The organism is Acinetobacter sp. TYF_19 (assembly GCF_043105125.1).
Taxonomy (GTDB): domain Bacteria; phylum Pseudomonadota; class Gammaproteobacteria; order Pseudomonadales; family Moraxellaceae; genus Acinetobacter; species Acinetobacter johnsonii.
The window spans coordinates 110,008-132,132 of record NZ_JBICLH010000013.1; the positions used below are offsets into that span (position 1 = coordinate 110,008).

General features: G+C 41.9%; 22 protein-coding genes and 1 pseudogene. 6 read left to right on the forward strand and 17 right to left on the reverse strand.

All coding sequences use genetic code 11. The annotated features are described in order from the left end of the window. Window positions 1-207: 207 nt before the first annotated feature. The 3 genes from ACF8FD_RS01075 to ACF8FD_RS01085 all read right to left on the reverse strand — a co-directional run bounded on the left by ACF8FD_RS01075 (window position 208) and on the right by ACF8FD_RS01085 (window position 3,156). Window positions 208-1,047: a pirin family protein gene (locus ACF8FD_RS01075; protein WP_392452872.1), complete on the reverse strand. Its 840-nt coding sequence runs from the start codon at window positions 1,045-1,047 to the stop codon at window positions 208-210. Window positions 1,048-1,228: 181 nt separating this feature from the next. Next, window positions 1,229-1,606, reverse strand: coding sequence for a hypothetical protein (locus ACF8FD_RS01080; RefSeq protein WP_062032320.1), 378 nt, complete (start codon window positions 1,604-1,606; stop codon window positions 1,229-1,231). Window positions 1,607-1,746: 140 nt separating this feature from the next. Continuing rightward, on the reverse strand, window positions 1,747-3,156 hold the full coding sequence (locus ACF8FD_RS01085) for an FAD-binding oxidoreductase (protein WP_168158642.1): 1,410 nt from the start codon (window positions 3,154-3,156) through the stop codon (window positions 1,747-1,749). Between the two features lie 364 nt (window positions 3,157-3,520). Between ACF8FD_RS01085 and serA the strand changes: the two genes are divergently transcribed. The 3 genes from serA to ACF8FD_RS01100 all read left to right on the forward strand — a co-directional run bounded on the left by serA (window position 3,521) and on the right by ACF8FD_RS01100 (window position 6,818). Further along, window positions 3,521-4,753, forward strand: a complete 1,233-nt coding sequence (gene serA / locus ACF8FD_RS01090) for a phosphoglycerate dehydrogenase (protein WP_004691438.1) — start codon at window positions 3,521-3,523, stop codon at window positions 4,751-4,753. A 138-nt stretch (window positions 4,754-4,891) separates the two neighbouring features. Further along, window positions 4,892-5,767, forward strand: a complete 876-nt coding sequence (locus ACF8FD_RS01095; RefSeq protein WP_279678861.1) for an EamA family transporter — start codon at window positions 4,892-4,894, stop codon at window positions 5,765-5,767. Window positions 5,768-5,945: 178 nt separating this feature from the next. After that, complete coding sequence (locus ACF8FD_RS01100) at window positions 5,946-6,818, forward strand: DMT family transporter (protein ID WP_159152634.1); 873 nt, start codon at window positions 5,946-5,948, stop codon at window positions 6,816-6,818. A gap of 42 nt (window positions 6,819-6,860) precedes the next feature. Here the strand turns inward: ACF8FD_RS01100 and ACF8FD_RS01105 are convergent, their stop codons facing one another. The 3 genes and pseudogenes from ACF8FD_RS01105 to truB form a co-directional block, all read right to left on the reverse strand. Further along, window positions 6,861-7,319 (reverse strand): hemerythrin domain-containing protein, encoded by a 459-nt coding sequence (locus ACF8FD_RS01105; RefSeq protein WP_058870389.1) that lies wholly within the window; start codon window positions 7,317-7,319, stop codon window positions 6,861-6,863. A gap of 157 nt (window positions 7,320-7,476) precedes the next feature. Next, window positions 7,477-8,243: pseudogene (locus tag ACF8FD_RS01110) on the reverse strand (sulfite exporter TauE/SafE family protein). 34 nt (window positions 8,244-8,277) lie between these two features. Next, window positions 8,278-9,183: a tRNA pseudouridine(55) synthase TruB gene (gene truB, locus ACF8FD_RS01115; protein ID WP_058870391.1), complete on the reverse strand. Its 906-nt coding sequence runs from the start codon at window positions 9,181-9,183 to the stop codon at window positions 8,278-8,280. A gap of 154 nt (window positions 9,184-9,337) precedes the next feature. Between truB and ACF8FD_RS01120 the strand changes: the two genes are divergently transcribed. From ACF8FD_RS01120 to ACF8FD_RS01130, 3 genes are all read left to right on the forward strand, one after another. Then, window positions 9,338-10,369 (forward strand): lipase secretion chaperone, encoded by a 1,032-nt coding sequence (locus ACF8FD_RS01120; protein ID WP_279678860.1) that lies wholly within the window; start codon window positions 9,338-9,340, stop codon window positions 10,367-10,369. Window positions 10,370-10,423: 54 nt separating this feature from the next. Next, complete coding sequence (locus ACF8FD_RS01125) at window positions 10,424-11,389, forward strand: triacylglycerol lipase (RefSeq protein WP_279678858.1); 966 nt, start codon at window positions 10,424-10,426, stop codon at window positions 11,387-11,389. Window positions 11,390-11,562: 173 nt separating this feature from the next. After that, entirely contained in the window at window positions 11,563-12,534 is a 972-nt protein-coding gene (locus ACF8FD_RS01130; protein ID WP_279678856.1) for a triacylglycerol lipase, read from the forward strand. Between the two features lie 59 nt (window positions 12,535-12,593). On the opposite strand, the gene rplS is transcribed toward ACF8FD_RS01130, so the two are convergent. The 11 genes from rplS to ACF8FD_RS01185 all read right to left on the reverse strand — a co-directional run bounded on the left by rplS (window position 12,594) and on the right by ACF8FD_RS01185 (window position 22,066). Next, entirely contained in the window at window positions 12,594-12,968 is a 375-nt protein-coding gene (gene rplS, locus ACF8FD_RS01135; RefSeq protein WP_004691454.1) for a 50S ribosomal protein L19, read from the reverse strand. A gap of 140 nt (window positions 12,969-13,108) precedes the next feature. Continuing rightward, window positions 13,109-13,849 carry a tRNA (guanosine(37)-N1)-methyltransferase TrmD gene (gene trmD / locus ACF8FD_RS01140; RefSeq protein ID WP_094148539.1) on the reverse strand — a complete coding sequence of 247 codons (741 nt, stop codon included), beginning with the start codon at window positions 13,847-13,849 and terminating at the stop codon, window positions 13,109-13,111. Window positions 13,850-13,876: 27 nt separating this feature from the next. After that, a complete protein-coding gene (rimM, locus tag ACF8FD_RS01145; protein WP_004978035.1) occupies window positions 13,877-14,425 on the reverse strand; it encodes a ribosome maturation factor RimM in 549 nt (182 codons plus the stop codon). A gap of 28 nt (window positions 14,426-14,453) precedes the next feature. Beyond that, window positions 14,454-14,711 (reverse strand): 30S ribosomal protein S16, encoded by a 258-nt coding sequence (gene rpsP / locus ACF8FD_RS01150; protein ID WP_004718284.1) that lies wholly within the window; start codon window positions 14,709-14,711, stop codon window positions 14,454-14,456. Window positions 14,712-14,855: 144 nt separating this feature from the next. Next, complete coding sequence (locus tag ACF8FD_RS01155) at window positions 14,856-15,332, reverse strand: type IV pilin protein (RefSeq protein WP_278345446.1); 477 nt, start codon at window positions 15,330-15,332, stop codon at window positions 14,856-14,858. Next, window positions 15,333-15,806: a type IV pilin protein gene (locus tag ACF8FD_RS01160; protein ID WP_278345445.1), complete on the reverse strand. Its 474-nt coding sequence runs from the start codon at window positions 15,804-15,806 to the stop codon at window positions 15,333-15,335. A gap of 12 nt (window positions 15,807-15,818) precedes the next feature. After that, window positions 15,819-19,301, reverse strand: coding sequence for a pilus assembly protein PilY (locus tag ACF8FD_RS01165; protein ID WP_392452880.1), 3,483 nt, complete (start codon window positions 19,299-19,301; stop codon window positions 15,819-15,821). 15 nt (window positions 19,302-19,316) lie between these two features. Beyond that, a complete protein-coding gene (locus ACF8FD_RS01170) occupies window positions 19,317-20,078 on the reverse strand; it encodes a PilX N-terminal domain-containing pilus assembly protein (protein WP_279678854.1) in 762 nt (253 codons plus the stop codon). Next, window positions 20,075-21,094 carry a PilW family protein gene (locus tag ACF8FD_RS01175; RefSeq protein WP_279678853.1) on the reverse strand — a complete coding sequence of 340 codons (1,020 nt, stop codon included), beginning with the start codon at window positions 21,092-21,094 and terminating at the stop codon, window positions 20,075-20,077. Before ACF8FD_RS01175 ends, ACF8FD_RS01170 begins: the two co-directional genes overlap by 4 nt. 1 nt (window position 21,095) lies before the next feature. Beyond that, window positions 21,096-21,605, reverse strand: coding sequence for a type IV pilus modification protein PilV (gene pilV / locus ACF8FD_RS01180; RefSeq protein WP_224216414.1), 510 nt, complete (start codon window positions 21,603-21,605; stop codon window positions 21,096-21,098). Continuing rightward, entirely contained in the window at window positions 21,602-22,066 is a 465-nt protein-coding gene (locus ACF8FD_RS01185; protein ID WP_279678852.1) for a Tfp pilus assembly protein FimT/FimU, read from the reverse strand. Before ACF8FD_RS01185 ends, pilV begins: the two co-directional genes overlap by 4 nt. Window positions 22,067-22,125: the final 59 nt, after the last annotated feature.

Here is a 22,125-nt window from a genome sequence, read left to right on the forward strand (position 1 = left end):
AGTTAGAGGGAGAGACGACTAAGCCCAATGGCAAGCACTGTAAAATTGAATAAAAAATGTATGGGTGCGAGAAATGCACACTGGTTTTACGCTGTATTCACAAAGCGTTTTTAGAAAAGGTGTTATTAAAATAGACTGAGCGGTGACACTGACAAAGCTCAGTTAAGCTATTTTAGCAGTGTTGCATCTGTTTGTATTGTTACTTTTTTAAGTTTCATCTGTCGCATTTGGTTTTGTATTAGGCGCAATAAAATGCCCTTGTTTTAAGTCCTCATACGCCTGTAAAACTTCGTTGAAGGTGTTCATGACAAAATAACCGCGTCCATAAATCGGTTCATTTAAAGGCTGCCCACTGAGTAATAAAAAAGCGCTGTCTTGTACCGCTTGTATTTCGAGATGCTCACCATGATTAGACATGACTGCCATCTGCTGTGCTTCTATCATTTCTCCGCTATTGAGCTGAAGACGACCACTACGGATATACAGCAGTGTCGTCTCACCTTCCGATACAGGTAAAACTGTTTTCGTACCCGCTGTAAGCTGAACATCCAACACGGTCATAGGGCTATGCGTTTGAGCAGGCCCTATCTGGTTTTCATAAGTCCCTGCAATCACCCTGACCGTTCCTTGAGCTTGCGCCAACTCAAGCTTTGGAAAGGCTTCATGACTTAAGTGCTGATAACGTGCAGAATTCATTTTATCTTTAGCAGGTAGGTTGACCCACAGTTGGATCATTTCAAATGCCCCACCTGTTTTGGAAAATGCCTCACTAAACACTTCTTCGTGCAGTACTCCTGCCCCTGCCGTCATCCACTGTACATCCCCTGCCCCAATCACACCGCCACTGCCTGTAGAGTCCTGATGGGCAAGTTCACCTTGATAAACAATGGTTACGGTTTCAAAGCCACGATGCGGATGTTCACTCACGCCCTTTTTTAAGCGAGTTGGCCGTAAATAACTCGGGCCGATATGATCGAGCAATAGAAAAGGTGAAACCGAATTCCCCAGTTCATAGTGTGAAAAGGCTTTGTTGCACAAAGATTTCATAACTATATGATTTTAAAAGTTTTGATTATTTTTTGATCCAAAATTAAATTTATTTAAATCAGATGCTTACATATTTATGCAACAAAGCCTTATAAAACCCCAAAAAGCAAAAAAACGCATCAACCGATACGCTTTTTATGAGGCAAAATTGTCTAAAGTTCAACCATAAATCAAAGATTTATTATGAACACTTCGCTGTTTGGAAGTTCTTGGTATTTTTACCGCGCGCACATTGGTAAGAGGTTTTCGTCGCAGTTTTTTCCCAGTCGCCATCAACCAACTTAAAGTTATACACGGTACGCACCGACTTTACTGAATCATCTAACAAACCTGTTTCAGTCACTTTGACTTCTGCCGCAGTCGGGGACTCCACTGTATTAAAGTACTGACGGATTTCAACCGTAGCTAACTCATTACGCAAATCTGGGCGCTCTTTAAGTACCTGAGTCAAAGGCGTATCAGATGTACCTACGCCTACTTTATTGACCAAATTCTTTGTCGTCGCACAACCAGACAATAATCCCACACATACAGCTGAAGCTAAAATAAGACGCAACATAAATCCCACCCAAAATTCATTATTTATCAGTCCATCATGCCTTTTTTAGGCCTATTACACTATTTAGTAAATGTAATTCAGTCCCTTCAGCCATAAAAAAGCGCATCACAATGGATGCGCTTTTAAAACTCGATTCGAACTTAAAGGTCGAATAATTTACCTGGGTTCATAATTCCGTTTGGATCGAAAACTTGCTTCAATGCCTTCATATATTCAATCTCTTCCGCCGAACGCGTGTAGTCAAGGTATGGCTTTTTGGTCATACCAACACCGTGCTCAGCAGAAATTGAACCGTCGTATTTTTTCACAGTTTCGAAGACATATTTATTCACTACCTGACATTTGGCAAAGAATTCGTCTTTGCTTAATTCAGCCGGTTTTAAAATATTTAAGTGTAAATTACCGTCACCAATATGACCGAACCAGCAGATTTCAAAGTCTGGGTAGTTACTTGCCACAATCGCATCAATTTCTTTAATAAATGCAGGAACGTGGGTAATCAAAACTGAAATGTCGTTTTTGTATGGTGTAAATGGAGCAATCGACTCAGAAATGTCTTCACGTAAACGCCATAAGCTTTCCACTTGATCGAGGCTTTGGCTCAACACGCCATCCAGTACCCAACCTTGTTCCATGCAGTGCTCAAAAATTTCCATCGCCTTGTCCATAATTGGCTCAAATGGCGCTTCAAATTCTAACAATACATAGAATGGACATTCGGTTTCGAATGGACGTTGTACATGACCATGTGCCAACACTTTTTGCATTGCCAGTTCACCAAAGAACTCAAATGCAGTCAGGTCAATTTTTGCTTGGAAAGCATGAAGTACAGGCATTACAGCATCAAAGTCAGGCACGCCCAATACCATTACTTGAAGGTCTTGCGGTTGGCGTTCCAATTTGATTTCAGCTTCAGTCACTAAGCCTAGTGTCCCTTCACCACCAATGAATAAATGTTGTAGTGCATAACCGGTTGCGTTTTTGATCATGCCTTTGTTCAAACGCAGCACATCACCCTTACCCGTGACTACAGTTAAACCGAGTACCCAGTTACGCGTCATGCCATATTTAATGACTTTAATACCGCCTGCATTGGTGCCAATGTTTCCACCAATTTGACTCGAGCCCGCAGAAGCAAAATCGACTGGGTAATACATGCCTTGCTCTTCAGCATAGTTTTGCAGCTGTTCAGTCACCACACCTGCTTGGACGCGAACCATACGGTCTGCTGGGAAGAATTCCAAGATTTGGTTCATCTTGTCCATGCTTACCACAATTTCACCATTGGCAGCGACTGCACCGGCAGATAAGCCAGTACGACCACCTGATGGTGTAATGGCAACATTGAACTCATTTGCAAGTTTCACAACCGCTTGCACTTGTTCCGTGCTCGATGGAAAAACGATGACTGACGGGTTTGGATCAAAATGTTTGGTATGATCGCGTCCCCAATTTTCAAGGCTATCCGCATCGGTTTTAATGCGGTTTTCACCTACAATTGCTGTCAATTGGGTCAATAACTCTGGGGTTAAAGCGACTGGAGCATTCATCGTTTTCAGACCTTGCAAGAAGTAAACAAGTTGTTTGTGGCGCTAGGGTTCTCTGCATGAAAAGCGCTTCATTTCAGTCTTTCCATGCCCTAAGGCTCAGGCAGTTCGTGAGGATTTAAGCAGCAGTGTGCAACTGGCTTATTTTCACGGAGTCATATTATAAGGCATTTTTTCTGTTTCCCGCAGAAAAAGCTGTTTTATTCAGGATACCTTTGAAATGATTAGTTTAATTAGACCAAAAAGACTTTTTTACGCACTATAGAGGCTAAAAATACCCAGCAGAGTCCGCATAAAGGAAATGTATATCGGGCGCGGTACGTGCTATTATATCGCCACTAAATTTGGCCTTTGTAGCGGAGCCGTAATGAGCCAACATCTTTCACTTCCTAAAGATAAAATTCGTTTCTTGTTGTTAGAAGGCGTTCACCAAAACGCAATCGACACACTAAATGCTGCCGGATACACCAACATCGATTATCGTAAAACAGCGCTTGAAGGTGAAGCGTTGAAAGAAGCGATTAAAGATGCACATTTCATTGGTATTCGTTCCCGTACACAACTCACTGAAGAAGTGTTTGAAGCAGCGAATAAATTAATCGCTGTTGGTTGTTTCTGTATTGGTACCAACCAAGTGAACTTAAATGCTGCGATGGTTCGTGGTATTCCAGTATTTAACGCACCATACTCAAATACACGTTCAGTGGCTGAACTTGTACTTGCTGAAGCTATTCTTCTTCTTCGCCGTGTCCCTGAAAAATCGACAGATACACATGCAGGCGGTTGGAACAAGTCAGCTGTTGGTTCGTTCGAAACTCGTGGTAAAACTTTAGGGATTGTCGGTTACGGTTCAATCGGTTCACAACTTTCTGTCCTTGCTGAAAGCTTAGGTATGAAAGTGATCTACTTCGACACAGTAACGAAACTACCATTAGGTAATGCACGTCAAGTCGGTAGCTTAAACGAACTTTTAGCCAATGCTGATGTCGTTTCTTTGCATGTACCTGATGTTCCTTCTACACGTAACTTCATGACCAAAGAAAAATTTGCACAAATGAAAGAAGGTGCAATCTTCATCAATGCTGCACGTGGTACATGTGTCGTGATTGAAGACTTAGCAGATGCCTTGAAATCAGGTCATGTTGCTGGTGCTGCGGTTGACGTGTTCCCGAAAGAACCAAAAGCCAATGGTGAAGAGTTCATTTCTCCACTACGTAATATTCCAAACGTGATCTTAACCCCTCACGTGGGTGGTTCGACTATGGAAGCTCAAGCGAACATTGGTTTAGAAGTGGCTGAGAAATTCGTTTCTTATTCAGATAAAGGCATGACTTTATCTGCGGTGAACTTCCCAGAAATCGCGTTACCATTGACCGAAGGCAAACACCGTTTACTTCACATCCACAAAAACGTGCCAGGCGTGTTGTCAAAAATCAACAACTTGTTTGCTGAACACGGCATCAACATTTCTGGTCAGTCTCTCATGACCAAAGGTGATGTTGGTTACTTGGTGATGGATGTAGACGCAACAGCATCTCAAGAAGCTTTAGATACTCTACAAGACGTTGAAGGCACAATCCGCGTTCGCGTATTGTTCTAATTCGACTCTATTTAAAAACCACAGCTGCCAAGCTGTGGTTTTTTTATTTTTGAATACTTGTTAAAATTTTATGTGCGACCCAAGCACATTCTCCGCTACTTTTTCCAAGTATTCACTTCCCTATCTAGTATTCCAATAATGCCAAATCTAAAAAGTACTCCCCACCTCCAAGCGACCTTTTTATTGCTGATTGCAATGCTTAGCTTGCAAAGTAGTGGTTCACTGGCCAAAGTTTTGTTTGATCAATTTCCCATTTTAACTGTTTCCGCCATGCGCTTGCTGTTGGGATCAATCATCTTGGCCGTGCTGTTTAAAATTTGGCAGGTTGATTTTAAGCAAGTCAAATATAAAGCCATTCTCAGCTATGGTTTTGCTTTAGCAGGTATGAACCTATTGTTTTATTTATCCATTGCTCGCCTGCCACTCGGCATTGCAGTGTCGTTTGAGTTTATTGGCCCGCTCAGTGTTGCGCTGTTTTATGCCAAACAACGCTTTGACTTTGTTTGGGTCGGGCTGGCTATTTTAGGCTTGGTTTTACTTTTTCCTTTCGACCAAGCAGCTCAACCTTTAGATCCTCTTGGGATCGCATTTGCACTAGGTGCAGGTGCATGTTGGGCCTTGTATATCGTGGCGGGGCAGCGCCCATCGGGTGTTTCGGGCAATCATACCGTGTGCTTAGGTATGTTTGTCGGCATGCTGATATTAATGCCGCTTGCCCTATTCAGTGGTTTACCCACAAATGTGTTTGAACCCTCAAACCTGATTTATTTCATGACTTTAGCAGTTTTAGCCAGCGCTTTGCCTTTTAGCTTGGAAATGATTGCGCTACGCAATTTAACCGCTCTAAGTTTTGGAACGCTCATGAGCCTTGAGCCTGCCATTGCAGCACTGTCTGGTTTTGTCTTTCTAGGCGAGCAACTATTGTGGTCACAGTGGCTTGCGCTTAGCGTGATTATCATGGCATCTATTGGTTGTACCTATACAGCTCAGAAAAACCGCCAAGCTGCAGTTTAAACGATGTAATCCAGAGTTTGAATTTAGCTTTTAAATCCAACGGCTCTATCGATTACTTTTAAATTCATGTCGTTGCATTTCAAAAAATCAGCTTATTCAGCATCCAACTTGGGTTGTGAATCGTTATACTAATCCACCTTCTTAAAATAACAGGTCGCCATGACCTGATGTGTGCATGATGCCTAATTCTCAACTGATGGCAGTGATGTTCATGGTCTTGTCCATGCTGTCCTATCAAATCAGTGCTTCTTTTGCCAAGCAGTTGATTGCCGTGCTGGATCCCCTCACCGTGGTGACCCTTAGACTGTGCTTTGCCGCAATTTTAATTGTGCTGATGTTCCGCTCATGGAGCATCATGAAACGCCTACCACATTTAAAGTGGAAAGATTTACTCAGTTATACAGCAGCCTTATGCCTCATGAATATTTTATTCTACGCTTCGCTGGGTAGATTGCCGCAAGGTATTGCCGTAGGTTTAGAGTTTTTAGGCCCTTTAACTTTAGCGCTACTCTCGATCAAACAACGTCGTGATTATATTTGGGTCGGATTAGCGATTTTAGGCATTGCACTGATGGTACCGTGGCATCAAGCCAATGCAACCAACTTCTCCTTCTTAGGAGCCGCATTTGCAGTTTCAGCGGGTGCGTGCTGGGCGCTGTATATTTATTTTGGGCAAAAAGTCGTCCGTCAAAATATCGGCATGCATGCCCTCAGTATTGCTATTGTGATCTCAGCCTTGGTGCTTCTGCCGATTAGTGCCACGCATAACCCTACAGCGCTAATGCAAACGGAATACTGGCCGAAAGCCTTATTGATTGCACTACTCGCCACAACCATTCCTTATGCTCTAGACCTGATGGCTTTGAAACGTTTAAGTAAACTCAGCTATGGGACGCTTTCAAGTTTATCGCCAGCTTTAGCAGCCTTGGCAGGCTGGTTATTACTGAAAGAACAAATTAGCATGTGGCAAACGTTAGCGCTAGTTTGCATTATGATTGCCTCCGTTGGTGTTACCTTTAGAGCCAAACCGCAAAGTGATGACGCGCTTTAAATCACAAAAGATGGCACTCGCCATCTTTTGTTTAAAATGGACTTAAACCAAACTGTCTTTTTCAATTTTTTTGTATTTTTTATATTCCTGCTGATACTGCTTGGCGAGCGCAGTCTTTTGAGCATCGAGTAAAATTTTTCCTGCTTGCTGAAAGAAACCATGCTCTTCTTCTTGTAAGTGATGATGTACGGTTTCCGATAATTTTTTTGCAATTGCCAACCAGCCCGGATTTGAGAATTCCGTCTCGGTCAATTGTTCCAATAACTCATCCATTTTATGGTGCTCTGCCAAAGCATGGCGGGTAATGTTGAGGCCCGAATCAGTCATCATTAAAGGGATATAAAAATAACGATCTTCTGCCACAGCATGGGCAAATAATTCATTTTTAAGGCGTTCAAATAGCTCACGGCGCTCAGGCGTATCCCCTGAAGTTTCGAGTAGTCGTTCAGCCAAATTTCGTTGTATAACGTGACTTTCTCTTAAGGCTTCAAATATATTCATTCTATGCTCCAGTTCCGTTCAGCTTAAAACATCATTTTTATTGAAAAGCTTCTTGGCACAGCATTAAGTGCGCTGTATTTATCTTAAATGCAATAAACGAGAAATGAGGTCACAGACAACGCGTTTTTTGTAATGAAGTTTTAAAGCTATCTCACCATTACATCAAAAACATTTGATAACTCAATCTTACGATCAGAATTGTCACCAAAATAAGAAATAAAATACGAATAAAGCCGCTGCCATATTTCAGCGCCATTTTTACCCCACAAATAGACCCGATCATATTTGCGACGGCCATCATGCCTCCCACAGCAAAGAGCACATGTCCCGAGGGAATAAAAAAGCTTAGCGCTGCAAGATTGGTCATCACATTGCCAATTTTAGCCAATGCCGCCGCATGCAAAAAATCAACGCGTAAATAGCGAATAAAATAGAAAATAAAGAAACTGCCCGTGCCTGGGCCAAACAAACCATCATAAAAGCCAATGGCTAAACTTCCGATTCCCGCCAACAGCAAAATTTTAGGCGTCACAGTTTGCGCCATATGCACTTGCCCAAATTGCTTCTTCATGAGGGTATAGACCGCCATCACAATCAACATGACCAAAACAAAGGGTTGGAGGACTTCTTTTGGAATCATGGCCACACTGGCCGCGCCCCCAAATGAACTGATGGTGGCACACACTGCGACCACAGCCAAAAGTTTCCATTCAAAGCGAACTTTGCGGGCAAAGGAAACGGCTGAAGTGGCTGTACCCACCACTGCCGCTAATTTGTTGGTGCCAAATAAAGTGGCAGGTGCCATCGACGGAAATGCATTCATCAAAGCGGGAATTTGGATCAGCCACCACCACCGACGGCAGCGTCAATTGCGCCTGCACAAAAGGCAAAAAAGATCAGACTGATAATAATGTTAATGTCCACGCCTTATCCTTTTTTACCGAGTGATATATTTCGATTATAGATTTAAAACCCGCTTTGGAACCAATCTTTTCTTATCGGTAATTTCAGCCAAGCCTAAGCATTTTTCCCCATCGAAAACCAAGACCTGTGCTTCCGCTGTATGCTCAATATTACTTTCCATACCGCGACTAAAGTATTCACTACGCCCTTCTGGAACTTGTACTTTAGGAAAATGATCTACAGGTGCATATACAGGTAACAACAGTGCTTCGCGCTCTTGTTCAGACAAACTTTCCAAATACTCAATGGTATAACTTGGAATCAGATCAAAATGACCCGTTTTAATGCGGTGTAAATAAGTCAAATGACCATAAGTACCCAATGCCTTCGCAATATCTTCGCCTAAAACACGAATATATGTGCCTTTGGAGCAGGTAATATCAAGGGTGATACTGTCTGCTGTGAATGAAAGCAGCTCAATCGCATAGATGGTAACCGGACGTGCTTCACGCTCAATTTCAATCCCTTTACGGGCCAACTCATATAAAGGACGACCATCTTTCTTCAAAGCGGAATACATCGGTGGCACTTGCTGAATATCACCCACAAACTGAGCCAAAACGGCTTCAATCAACTCTTCGGTTAACTCAGGTACAGCCTGCTCTAACAACTGCTCGCCTTCTACATCACCTGTGGTGGTACTGTGCCCCAGCTGAATGGTGGTTTGATAGCGCTTCACCGAGTCCAACAAAAAGTGCGAAAACTTGGTCGCTTCGCCCAAACAAATCGGCAGCAATCCTGATGCCAATGGATCAAGCGCTCCTGTATGCCCCGCCTTTTGCGCACGGTATAACCAACGCACTTTTTGCAATGCCGCATTTGAACTGATCCCCAATGGCTTATTCAATAAAAATACACCATTCACGGCACGGCGCTGGATTTTTGAAGCAGATGATTTCATAACATAGACACGTCTTAAAGCTGCCGCAATACTATCAACCGCTTGTCTAGTTTTACAACTTTTCTGTTGTTTATTTGCCCTTTTGTTTCAGAATAAATCGAGTTCAGTCATATGAACCAAATAAAAAATACAATAGGGATGTTAGGCATAGGATATGCAAAAAAAGAAATTATGGCTCATTTTCGCCGTGATCATCGTTGTCATTCTTGGTTTTCTCATTTGGCTTGCACCCAATGCAACTGTTGGCTCAAACCAAGGGCCGATTAGCTCTAGCGCTCAAAATACGACAGGCTTATTACCCACAGCGTCAGACTTGCTACATGCATCGGGGCTGCCTTTTGTCAGTAACAGCCAACAGGACACCGAAATCAACTGCCAACTGGTGCTCGACCAAAGTAATCGCTTAGTTGTTAATGAACAGACTCGTAATTGTTTTGAATATTTCATTACCCAATATGGTGAAAAAAATATTGACCAGATCAAGCAAGATTTTAAAGCCTATATCCAGCAAGGTTATCAAGAACCTGCGCTTAAGCAAATTTTAGATCTTTGGACTCGTTATTTAGATTATCGTGTGCAATTGGGTAGTCTGAAGGAGCCAAGCCTAAATAAAGAAGACCCTGAGTACTATCGTAAAATTTTTGCTTCGATGAAAAGCCTACGTAGCCAGTTCTTTTCCGACTATGAAGTTGATGGCCTCTTTGGCGCTGAAAATACCTACCATGAATATACCTTAGACCGCATGAGCATCATGGCAGATCAATCCTTAACTGAAGTACAAAAAGCGCAGAAACTGAAAGAACTGTTTGCTCAACTGCCCGAAGATTGGAAAGAAAATCTAGAACAACTCTCCAAACTCGAAGATCTGCGTAAACTGACCTCAGATATTAAGACGCGCGGCGGTTCTGCAGAAGAAATTCGCCAAATGCGCCAGAATCTTGTCGGTGCCGAAGCGACCGTACGCCTAGAAAAACTCGACCAAGATCGAAACCATTGGAAATCTCGGGTCAATACTTACTTAGTACAACGCGACAGCATTCTCAACAGCAACATGAGTCAAGACGCACAGCAGCAAGCCATTCAAAAACTACGTGATCAACAGTTTAATAATTCACAAGAACAACTTCGACTAGGAGCCTTTGAAACCACGCATGACACAGGAGGAAAACCTCCGTTCGCAGATTAAAGCTATACCGTGTTTGACTTTTTCAGGATGAAAAAAATGTTTATAACGAAAAGAATGATACAAACAATGTCACTCGTAGGTCTGGTTACCAGCCTTGGACTCAGCGCAACCACAGCCACAGCTGGATTACAGACGGTGACTGCAAGCGTAAAAAGTAATTATGCTCAGACTAAATATCCATTGCTATTTACCCATGGCATGTTTGGGTTCAGCCGAGTGGGCGTTCCCGAACTTGGACTAGATTACTGGTATCAAATTTTACCCGACTTGGCTCGAAATGGCGCAACCACCTTTGCAGCACAAATTTCCCCTTTAGAGTCAACTGAAGTACGGGGTGAACAGTTACTACAACAAGTTGAAGAGGTCATCGCCCTGACAGGCAAGCCCAAAGTTAATTTGATTGGGCATAGCCATGGTGGACCAACCATTCGCTATGTAGAAGCAGTTAAACCGCAATATGTGGCCTCACTGACAGGTGTGGGAGCAACATTTAGAGGTTCAAAAGTGGCAGACCAGCTTCTTGCCAATCAAGGTGGAACGCAACTACTCAGCCTAGCAGCAGATTATATTATTGGCCCTATGCTTGCTTATGGGCAAAGTAACCCTGCATTAAAAAGTAATTTAACGGCATCACTCACTTCAATTAGTGAGCAAGGTTCCCGTGTTTTTAATCAGAAATATCCAACAACAGCACTGGCTTCGGACTGTAACAAGAGCGGTGCAACATCCAGCAATGGCGTGTATTACTATTCGTGGACTGGTACGTCTCAAGTCACGAACATTCTCGATGTCGCAGATAGTGCGATCTCACTGTTGGGGCCTTTGGCCTATGGTCATTTAGACAATGATGGTTTAGTGGCACGCTGTAGTACACACTTCGGTAAAGTCATCCGTGATAACTATGACTGGAACCATTTAGATGAGGTCAACCAAGTTATGGGACTACGTGGACTATTTAGCGCAGACCCTGTTGATGTCTATCGCCAACATGCCAATCGCTTAAAAATGCAAGGACTCTAGTTCTATTTTTCCCTTCGAATCTTCAACGTTTCGGAGGGATGCCTCCTAGAATTATCCAGTTACAAACTGTATTTAATTTAATCGGATTTCTCTACGCTCCTCCTCCCTCACCTTTATACTCATTTTTGACAACTTAAATTGTCGTCATAAAAAATAAAAAACGAGGATGATCAATGAAATATGGATTATTGATAGCTGGACTGCTGTCGACCTGCGCACTTGCTGCTACACAAACGCAAGCAGCCGCTTCACAAATTAAATCAAACTACGTTGCCTCTAATTATGCAAAGACCAAATACCCTTTGGTTTTTGCACATGGTATGGGTGGCTGGATTCGAGCAGGAACCGATGAACTTGGTGTGGATTACTGGTATCAAATCTTGCCAGATTTAGCCCGTAACGGTGCAAACGCATGGGCAACACGCGTTTCTCCATTCAACACATCTGAAGTTCGTGGTGAACAACTGCTGCAACAAGTTGATGAAATCTTAGCGATTACTGGATCACCCAAAGTCAACTTGCTTGGTCATAGTCATGGCGGACATAGTATTGCCTATGTCTCAAATGTTATGCCCAATAAAATCGCGTCTGCAACAGCCATTTCTAGTCCTTTAAAAGGTTCTCCTGTGGCGGATTTGATTATTTCCGCGCAAGGTACGCCGCTAGAACAACCGCTGGTAGGCTTAATCAACTTTGGGTCCAAGGCTATTGTTTGGGCACAACAGCAAGATCCGAACTCACTTCCACATGATGCACTCGGTGCTGGTAAAAGTTTGAGTCAAGCTGGATCTAAAGCTTTTGCACAGAAATATCCATTGGGTATGCCAAAAACAAGCTGTGGTGAAGGTTTAGCGAAAGAAAATGGAGTTTATTTTTACTCTTTCTCTGGCAACTCAACGTTGACGAACGTACTTGATCCAGACTCATTACTGGCGGCGACAGGCTTACTCATGCAAGCGCCCAATGATAACGATGGCTTAGTTTCACGTTGTAGTGCCAAGTATGGTAAGACCGTGCGCGATAACTATAATTGGAACCATTTAGATGTGATTAACCAGTTCTTTGGACTACGTTCTATTTTTGCTCCAGACCCTGTTGATGTTTACCGACAACACGCCAACCGATTGAAGCTTCAAGGACTCTAAAATTTAGGCATAAAAAATGCGCCATTAGGCGCATTTTTTTAGTCGTATAAAACTTAAAATTAAGCTTTAACTTTACGAGCTGGTAACTTTTCACGAATACGTGCAGCTTTACCAGACAATTCACGTAGGTAGTAAAGTTTAGCACGACGAACGTCACCACGACGTTTCACTTCGATTTTAGCAACGATTGGAGAGTGAGTTTGGAAAACACGCTCAACACCAACACCGCTAGAAATTTTACGTACTGTGAACGCAGAGTTCAAGCCACGGTTTTTCTTCGCGATTACAACACCTTCAAATGCCTGAAGACGCTCACGGTCACCCTCTTTTACTTTAACCTGAACGATAACTGTATCGCCTGGTGCAAAAGCTGGGATGTCTTGTTTAAGCTGTGCATTTTCAACAGCTTGTACTAAAGGATGCTTACCGCTCATGGGGTATCTCCAATATGTGCGGGTCAGAAGAGGTCTGATATCCGCTGGGTATAGAGGCTAAATCGCATAGACCCGATTATCTTTCTCTTTATGCTTGACCACTTCAATGCACAAAGAGCCTATTAAAAGAATACTCTGAATTAAGTATTCAAATCTGTTAGCCATTTCTTTTGCTGCTTCGTCAACTCCACATTTTCCACCAACTCAGGTCGGCGTTGTTGTGTTCGTTGATAACGCTGCAAAAACCGCCATTTCTCAATATTGGCATGATGTCCCGACTTTAAGACTTCAGGGACATCCAAACCTTCAAAATGGTCTGGCTTGGTATATTGTGGGCAGTCTAAAAGACCATCCACAAATGAGTCTTGCACATGAGACTGTTCATCAGACATTGCACCCGGGAGTCTCCGAATAATACTGTCTAATAAAACCATCGCAGGAAGCTCGCCACCCGATAATACGTAATCCCCTATGGACCATTCCTGATCAACATACTTTTGGATCAAACGTTCATCGACCCCTTCATAACGACCACACAACACAATCAATCCATCATAGTCGACAAACTGTTGTACTGCAGGCTCATTTAAGGTTTTTCCTTGCGGTGACATATACACCACAGGAACATGAACTGCACCTGCTTGCATGGCAAGCTCTTTGGCATGTTGAATTGCTTTTGCCAGAGGCTCAGCCATCATCACCATACCTGGACCACCACCAAATGGACGTTCATCCACTCGTTTGTAGTTGCCCTCAGCATAATCACGAGGATTAATACAAGTCACTTGTACTAAATCACTTTTTGCTGCACGCCCGCTAATACCGTAGGCTGTAATCGCTTCAAACATTTCAGGAAAAAGCGTAATGACTGCAAAAAACATCGCAGACTCCCGTATTTCCAAAAATAATTAGTAATCTACGCCCCAATTCACGTAGATACGACCAGCTTCGAGATCAACGCGTTGCACCACATCTTTATGCCATGGAATCATACGCTCTTCAGCATCAACGCTGTCTGGTGTTGCGTGAACCACCATCACATCATTGGCACCTGTCTCAAACATTTCATGGATTTTTCCGAGATTTACTTCTTGTTCTTCATCATCCAAACCCAACACTGTTAAGCCTTTCAAATCTGACCAGTAAAACTCATCCATTCCTGCTTTAGGAAGTTGCGCTTTTGAAATCCAGACATTTGCGCCAACTAGGTTATCTGCTGCAGTGCGATCAATGACGCCTTTGAGCGAAACAACTAAGCCTTTGCCATGCGGTTTCCAACGTTTTACATCTATTGTTTGCCAACCTGCTTTGGTTTCAATGTACCAAGGCAGATAGTCAAAGATGTTGCTCATCGGTTCTGTATTGGAATAGATCCAGAGCCACCCATTTAATCCATATGCTGAACGTAACTGTCCAATCTGAATACGATCTTCGGGAACATTCTGTGTTGGTGTCATGGGCTACCTACTACTTAATTAGCAAAAATTATGCAGTAGCTGCAGCTTTCTTAGCTTGAGCAGCTAAAGAAGCAACACGTTCAGATGGTTGAGCACCTTGAGCAACCCAGTGTGCAAAACGATCAGCATCTAAACGAAGTTTTTCTGCTTTACCTTGAGCTGTTGGGTTGAAGAAACCAATACGTTCGATGAAACGACCGTCACGTGCATTACGGCTATCAGTTACAATAACTTGATAGAACGGACGTTTTTTAGCACCACCGCGTGCAAGACGAATAACTACCATGATACAACCTTATAGTTTTTACGGATTATCCCTGCCCCGACCACCGGAACATTTCAAACCCCTTTCATAGAGGGCAATATTTTACGTTATCTTTGCTGCGAAAGAAAGATTAAAATTTGTTTATCCACAGTTTTGAATTTAGGACTACTTGCCATCCCAGTTGGAAACATCTGAAGGAGAGCAAGCTTTACCACTATTTTTATCTGAACCTTTTACCCAACAACGCTCACCTTTATAATTCAGACTAATATATCCATCACCATATTGACTAGAAGAAGCAATAGGCTGAGCAACTAAAATCCATTTTTCAGAGCCTAAAGGTGCTGAGTTTTGTTCAGTATTTTTATCGTCTAACCAATGTAAATTCACAGTATATAGGGAAGTGGCGGCATCTGGGTAAGCAGACTTAATTCCGATATCGGATGCAGTTGCACCTGTAGCCTTAAAGTTGGCAATTTTATACTTCTGTAGCTGCACGGCCACATCTTGCATCGCTGCTTGCATCTCAATGCGCTTAGTTTTTCGTACATATTCCTGATAAGACGGATATGCGATAGCAGCCAAGATAGCAATAATTGCAACCACTATCATAAGCTCAATGAGCGTAAATCCTTTATTCATTTACCACCCCTCACTACCATTCGCAGCACTACCACAACTTGCATAAGTAATATTAGCTTTGGTTTTATTTTTGCACTGTACACCAGTACTGGTCATTAATAATGAAAAATTATTCTCATTGCTACTAATTGCCTTAATTACCCAACTCTGACCTGCAGCTTTGTATTGCTGATTGGCATCCTGCTCATTTAAAGTCAGATTTGTATCTGTACCATCTTTGATCTCGAAATTATAGTTGGGCACGGTTTTCGCTGTTAAGTTAAACCCTTGATAACTAAAATTACGAGATTTCCATCGAGCCAATTCACTGGCCAGACGTTGAACCTCCTGCTGCGCTTGCGAAGCTTGAGCACGACGAATATATGTTTGATAACTTGGGATCGCGATTGCAGCAAAAATAGCCACAATCACCACAACAATCATAAGCTCAATGAGAGTAAAACCTTGTTCCAGTGATCTATTCTCTGTTTTCATAAATTCACCTTACTAAAGCTTCTCATACCAACGCTGAGGAACAAGGCACATTCTCGTTTGTTCGCCAGAACCACTACTACCCGTTACTGTAATCGTGACACGACTACCCGTTGCAATACAATAATTTGAAGCACTACTTAGTTTTGAGCTAACTCCTCCAGTTCCCCCACCTGTACTACCTCCATTACCACTCGAGTTACCATTCCCCACTGTAACAGTATGAATCCCTGCACCAATCATAGTATGGGTTGTACCTGTAACATCACCCGCAGCACACTGACCAAAAGGTAAGCAGAAAGTGGTCATTAAACTTGCTCCTTTCACACCCGCACCGCAGTCACCTGCAAGGCCATCTTTACTAGCATCAAAAGTCGAAACAAAAAGCTTATTATTTAATGCAATTGGTGTACCAAAAACTTTCTCAGTTTGCTGCTTATAGCTATCGCACTTACCATGCCCTGTTACGCAATCCTTAAATTTATAATACCAACCATGCGTACTGGCTGACGCATTATAGTCTGTATTATCTTTGCGATGCTCATTGTCAAGTAAACGCAAACTCAGTGATGAACCATCAATCGTAATATCTTTTGTAATTAATGGTGCGTTAACACGGTCATAGTTGTACAAATCCTTTCGTGCAACATCTTTATCATAGATATTGTAAATTGCATCATAGTCATAGCTACTATCTGCAAATAATGGTGTACTACGGTTGCCACTTCCTTGAGACACCACCGCAAAGATCGAACCATTATTACTATAAAGTGAGAAAGCAGGCATATCATAAAAACGAGGGCTCTTACCATTCGCTTTATGCCCATCGAAGATACGTACAGGAGCTTTTGCCCAAGTACCAATCGTTTTTTCAGTATTATTAAAATCAGCACGGAAAATTTGACCGCCCAAATCCCCAAAGTAGACATGATCAATCAGGTCATCACCATCACGATCAACACTCCGAATTTCGCTCACCACACTATATTGCATATTTGGGCTATTGATCCCAACCGTACCGCTCTTCGTACTTGCAGCGCTAGTCGTCGCATTAGCACTTGACCACCACAGCAGCTCACCCGCCTTAATCGCTATTGTATTTTTTCCATCTTGGATACTCGTATCTTCAGCACTAAACATATAAACACCTGCACCTATTTTATTGGTTTGATTATATGCAGTGCACTCATAACCAACATTTTTAGCAACAAGATCTTTATCTTCATTACAAGCGATGGTTGCTCCATTCGCATCATATCCACCACCCACAAACATAACACGGGTACGTTTTCCACCCCAGTTTACAAAACCAATGGTCGGTTTAGACCAACTTTGCCCCATATAGCTTAAAGGGCCTGTGGTCTCCTCATCTGGGTTAATATGAAATTTCAATTTCGGGTTTTGAATATCTTTTAAATCCAATGCATAGTAACTACGTCCACCCATACGTAAGCCGCCATATACATCTTGCACACCTTTTTGGTCACCCTTACCATCACCTACAGTCAAATAACCAGAACCATCCACAACGTATTCTGTATAAGCTGTCCACGGCCCATCAACGCCATAAAATAAATTAGCGGTACCACCACTAGTAACTTCATTTTTTTCAAAAGCTTGCTTTTGCTTGACTAACATTTCGTTCGGTATAAAGGTAAAAACCTCTTCTCCCCCTCCAGCAATACCTGATGTACCCGCTTTCACAACATGTAACGCTCCTTGAGTAGTTCCAAAGAGTACATAATCTTCTCGACCTGTAGAACCCATAGTTTGAGTACTTTCATTAAAATCAAGTTTACCTTTATTAGTCACCAAAATAGGTTGTGAATGCATGACTGCGCCAGTTTGACGGAATTCTACTGCAGTTTTTAGATCATCAAGGCTTGTTGGTGGCGTCGCGGAATCAATGTTATAGCCCAACGCACGCACTAAATAACCACGATATTCATCATTTTTATAATTAGTATCGGTCAAATCTGTTGGTTTCACCTGACGTAGCTCATCACTTTTGCTAACAAAAGAATCATTAGTATAGATACGGTTGGTCAAAACCTTGCGTTGTATTGTACCTGTGCTCGGATTATTCAACGGATTGGTACGTAACAGCAACTTAGACCATGCTCCGCCACGCAACGCAAATGCATCACTCCCTACGGTGTTTTCATCAGCACTTTGACTAGCACTAATGACTTCTTCTGACCAATAATCATAGTTTGCGACAATTTTTCCATCAGCATCAACAATTGCTGTACCTTTTTTATCTTTTAAAATCCCACCTGTGGTTACAAGATATTTTTTTAAATTCCCTGTCCATAGTTGATAAGATTTATCTGGCGTTGGTTGAAACTGTTGATAATAAGCATCATCTTGCAAAATAGCAGGGTTCAATGCATCCTTAGGAATAGTCGGCGAACCCGTAGTGACAGATGGAATAGTCGTGGATAGACTATTGATAAAATCATTAACACTATTTACAACATCTTGAGAGTTATTTCCTGAATACCACCCACCTTCACCAATAATCCCCCAATAAGCGGCTTCTTGCTGTTTGGAAAGGTTACTTTTTTTATTACCACTTGAATCAACAAAAGGCTTGATGTTTTCGGCGAAAGTTTTATTTTTATCGTATGACGGAATACTATTAAAACTACTTCCAAATCCAACGACTGCAGTCTTAAATGCTAATTGTTTTGAATTTTTAGTTGAATCTAGAAATGCAAGTGATGATTTTTGAATACAATCCCAATTTCCACTACATGTTAAAGAATTATAACCCAATGCTGTTCGCGCTGACGTTTGGTCTGCATCCCCCCCATTCGGCTCTCCATCTGTCAGCATATAAAGCCCTTGACCGCTACATTTTTGAACTTCATTAGTCTGAGTTAAAGAGGTAGGAGAATTATATTGATAAGATGTATTTGAAATTTTAGTCCAAGTTTCAGGTCTAGAATATTTTTCTGAAGCACTTGAAACATAATTACCTAACATGTAGGAAATACCTTCTAGGTATGACTTGCCTGTAGGTGTGGCTGTAGTAGCAGTAAGCTTATCCACCTGTTCCAATAAAATTTGTCTTTGTGTTTTTTCTCCATCAACTTTATCGCCCAATGCTCGAGCAGGAACAATGATCGCACCAGTAGAACTCGAACTATTATTAACACTCCCCCATTTAAGTGCGCCTAGTGTAGATAGCCCAATAATTTTATCATCACCAATTTTATCAATTTTTTTACTGACATTACCACTCAACAAATCTGTCATTGCGGTTTTCACACGACTCAGTCGGGTAGTACTTCCTCCATCTTTTTCGTCCATACTCCCCGAAACATCAATCATGAAAAGCAATGTAATTTGCCCTGACTTGGCTTGTTGATAAATTTCAATATCACTGGCTTGGCTGACACTAGTCGTAAATATCATGCTACAAACTGCGGCAACACTGGTCGCAAGTAGCTTACGACGATAGGTCTTTTTTGTATTTTTAAATATCGTTTTCATCTTCCTACTCCTGTATTACACAAAATCTTGAGTAATCACATATTCCGTGACTGTAGATTCAAAGGGTACATTCAAATCAGATAAACATTGAGTGACACTTTTATTTGCACCTGCGGCAGCTGTTACCCCAGATGGAATGGTCACATCATTCATATGTTCACTTAAACATTTATCAATCTCTGCTTTATCGGCTGATGTCAACGAAGGCATAATGGAGATTGCAAAGACTTTGACAGGTTTGCTACGTTCTAATTTAACCGTGTTGCCGTCTGTTCCTAAAACTTGCCCATAAAATGGATCGTTCGAGGCTTCTGTAGCAAATTTAACGGCCACTTGCGTCATGACGGCTTTACGGCCACTGGTAAAAAAATTAAAACTATTATCATCTACCTTACAAAAGCCATCTTTACCTAAACTATTATTTTTAGGTTTGGTCGCAGGTGCATTCCATTCCACAATACTGGCACTAGAGAGGTCAAAAAACTTTTTTTGATCTGCACCGCGATAACAAAATACCAACTCCTTATCTTTATTGGTTGCTCCATCAATATAACCAAACATACCGCTACCACTGAGTGCTTGAACAATATTGCTTTGTTTTTCAACATTAAAAAAAGCAGAGTCGGCATTTTGCAACATCAACTGCATCGCCTGACTATTGGTTGCGATATTCAATGTGACCATACTTTGACGAATCGCCAAAGTACCAAGCACCGTGATTACAACCAACAAAATGAGAACAACAATGAGTGTTGCCCCTTGCTGAGCTTGTTTCATCGCCCTCTCTCCCCAAAGGTGTTGCGCAATGCAATCGTTTGTGACACCACTTGACGAACATACTTCGTTGAAGCATTAGCTGGTATTTTTACCGTAACTTCATTATCCAGCACTTGAAATTTTTGGTCATTTTTAACCAGTGCATCATTTCCTACACTTTGTGAAGAACGTACCAATACGCCTAACTGAATCGATAAAATACGAGGCTTCACCCCTGAAAGATTCATATAATCCTTCACTGCGATATATCGATGATCATTAGCCTTTTGAATTCCTAGTAATACACGGAAATAATCCACGCGCTTCATGATGATTTCACCCTCACCACCATAATCTTCAACTTTGGCAGGATTCCCCGATTCATTGTACCAACCCGCATCACACGCTAATGCCAAGGCTTGATTCGGTTCATTGGCATTTTTATTATCATCCTCTCGTAAAAAATAACGCTGTACAATAATGCGTTGCGGTGCCGATTTAGCAAATGAGATACGATCACCCTCACAGTCAAATCCGCCAAACCAATTCGCTGCGGTGTCTGGGTCTGTCGTATACTGCGGCTTATACTGAATCACCAATTGGTCACTTTTGAGATCAGTTCCAGCTAGTTTTACATTTGAAGAATGTGATTCGCTTGCAGATAAAGTTGCAACAGCTGCTGTTTTTCCTGTGACACTATCAGGTAAATTACTATAGATTTTATTTGGTGTAACCGCTGTATCTTTATACCCATTGTCTTTTGAAGTCAGTACGAGCCCACCTGCTTTGGTACGGTCATTTATTTCTGCACTCAAAGCGTTTAAATTAGCCAAGCGAATATCTTTAGTGACATAACTCAAACCAAAATTGGCATTATCTTGCAAATCAGCAGAACCCTGTTGCAGGGAATAGCTTTTTTGTCCTGTTAAAAACAACATGATTGCAGCAGCAACAACAATAAGCCCCAATGCCAAAGAAATCATTAGCTCGATTAGTGTTAAACCTGCTTGACGTTTATGTATTAGACCTAATGACATTTTAATACACCTCCATCACTAAGCACGTTGAAGCAGGGTCATACGCTGTTCCCACTGTACAGTTTCCAGTACCACTACTTGCACCATTCGTTGCAGCCGTTTCTCCCCAAGCGACATAAATACACTTTCGTTCATCCTTATTACCTTGACACTTATCTAAATTAATCGTCATTGCAACTGAATGTGCTTTTGCTACTACTTGAGATACATCATAATCTGCCATTTCTTGCGCACTACAATATTGCTTAGCACAGTCCTGCTTTGAGCTCCCCTGTCCAGATGAGCTTTTTAACTCAGACTCATAGTCAGATAAAGCCCCACGGTTCACACGAATTCTTTCAGCAAAGTCACGGGATAAATTAATTGCCTGCACTCGAGTCCCCCCTTCTGCTGTAGCCTCGACCGCCCTATATTGCAAAGCAATAAAGCCTAAAATGCCCAAAGCTAAAACCAATAGTGCGACTAAGATTTCCATCAAACCAACACCAACCTGATAACTATTTGTTTTCATGTACATGTTCCTTCGGTGGCTTGTTGAATTGTTCCCATTTTTGAAATACTGACGATTTTGGACTTATTGCCTTTCTGATTACATATTTCAACTGAAATATCCGAGTTTGCACTTTTGACTTTACCAGTCATTTCAAACACAAGAGGAGAAACAGCTGCTTTCAGCTTTGATTGACCTGTAGGCGCCCAAATATACAAACTTTTGTTTTTTACTTTTGACGCATTAGTACTATCCAAATTATTGGGATCTAAAGCAAAATTTACAGTAACATCACTTTTTGTCAGCACAGACTGTGCACGTGCTTCAGTCATCACACCAATTAAATCTTGCGTACTTTTATTTAAATTTTGGCGCTGTAACATATCCCCGAAAGAAGGAGCGGCCATCATCGCGATAATTGCCATAATCGCAATCGTCACCATCAGCTCAATTAAGGTGAACCCTTTATGTTTATTTTGCATACTCCCTCCCCAAGGCAACAAAACTTTACCCTATTTAAAATCATATTCTAATTCTTTAC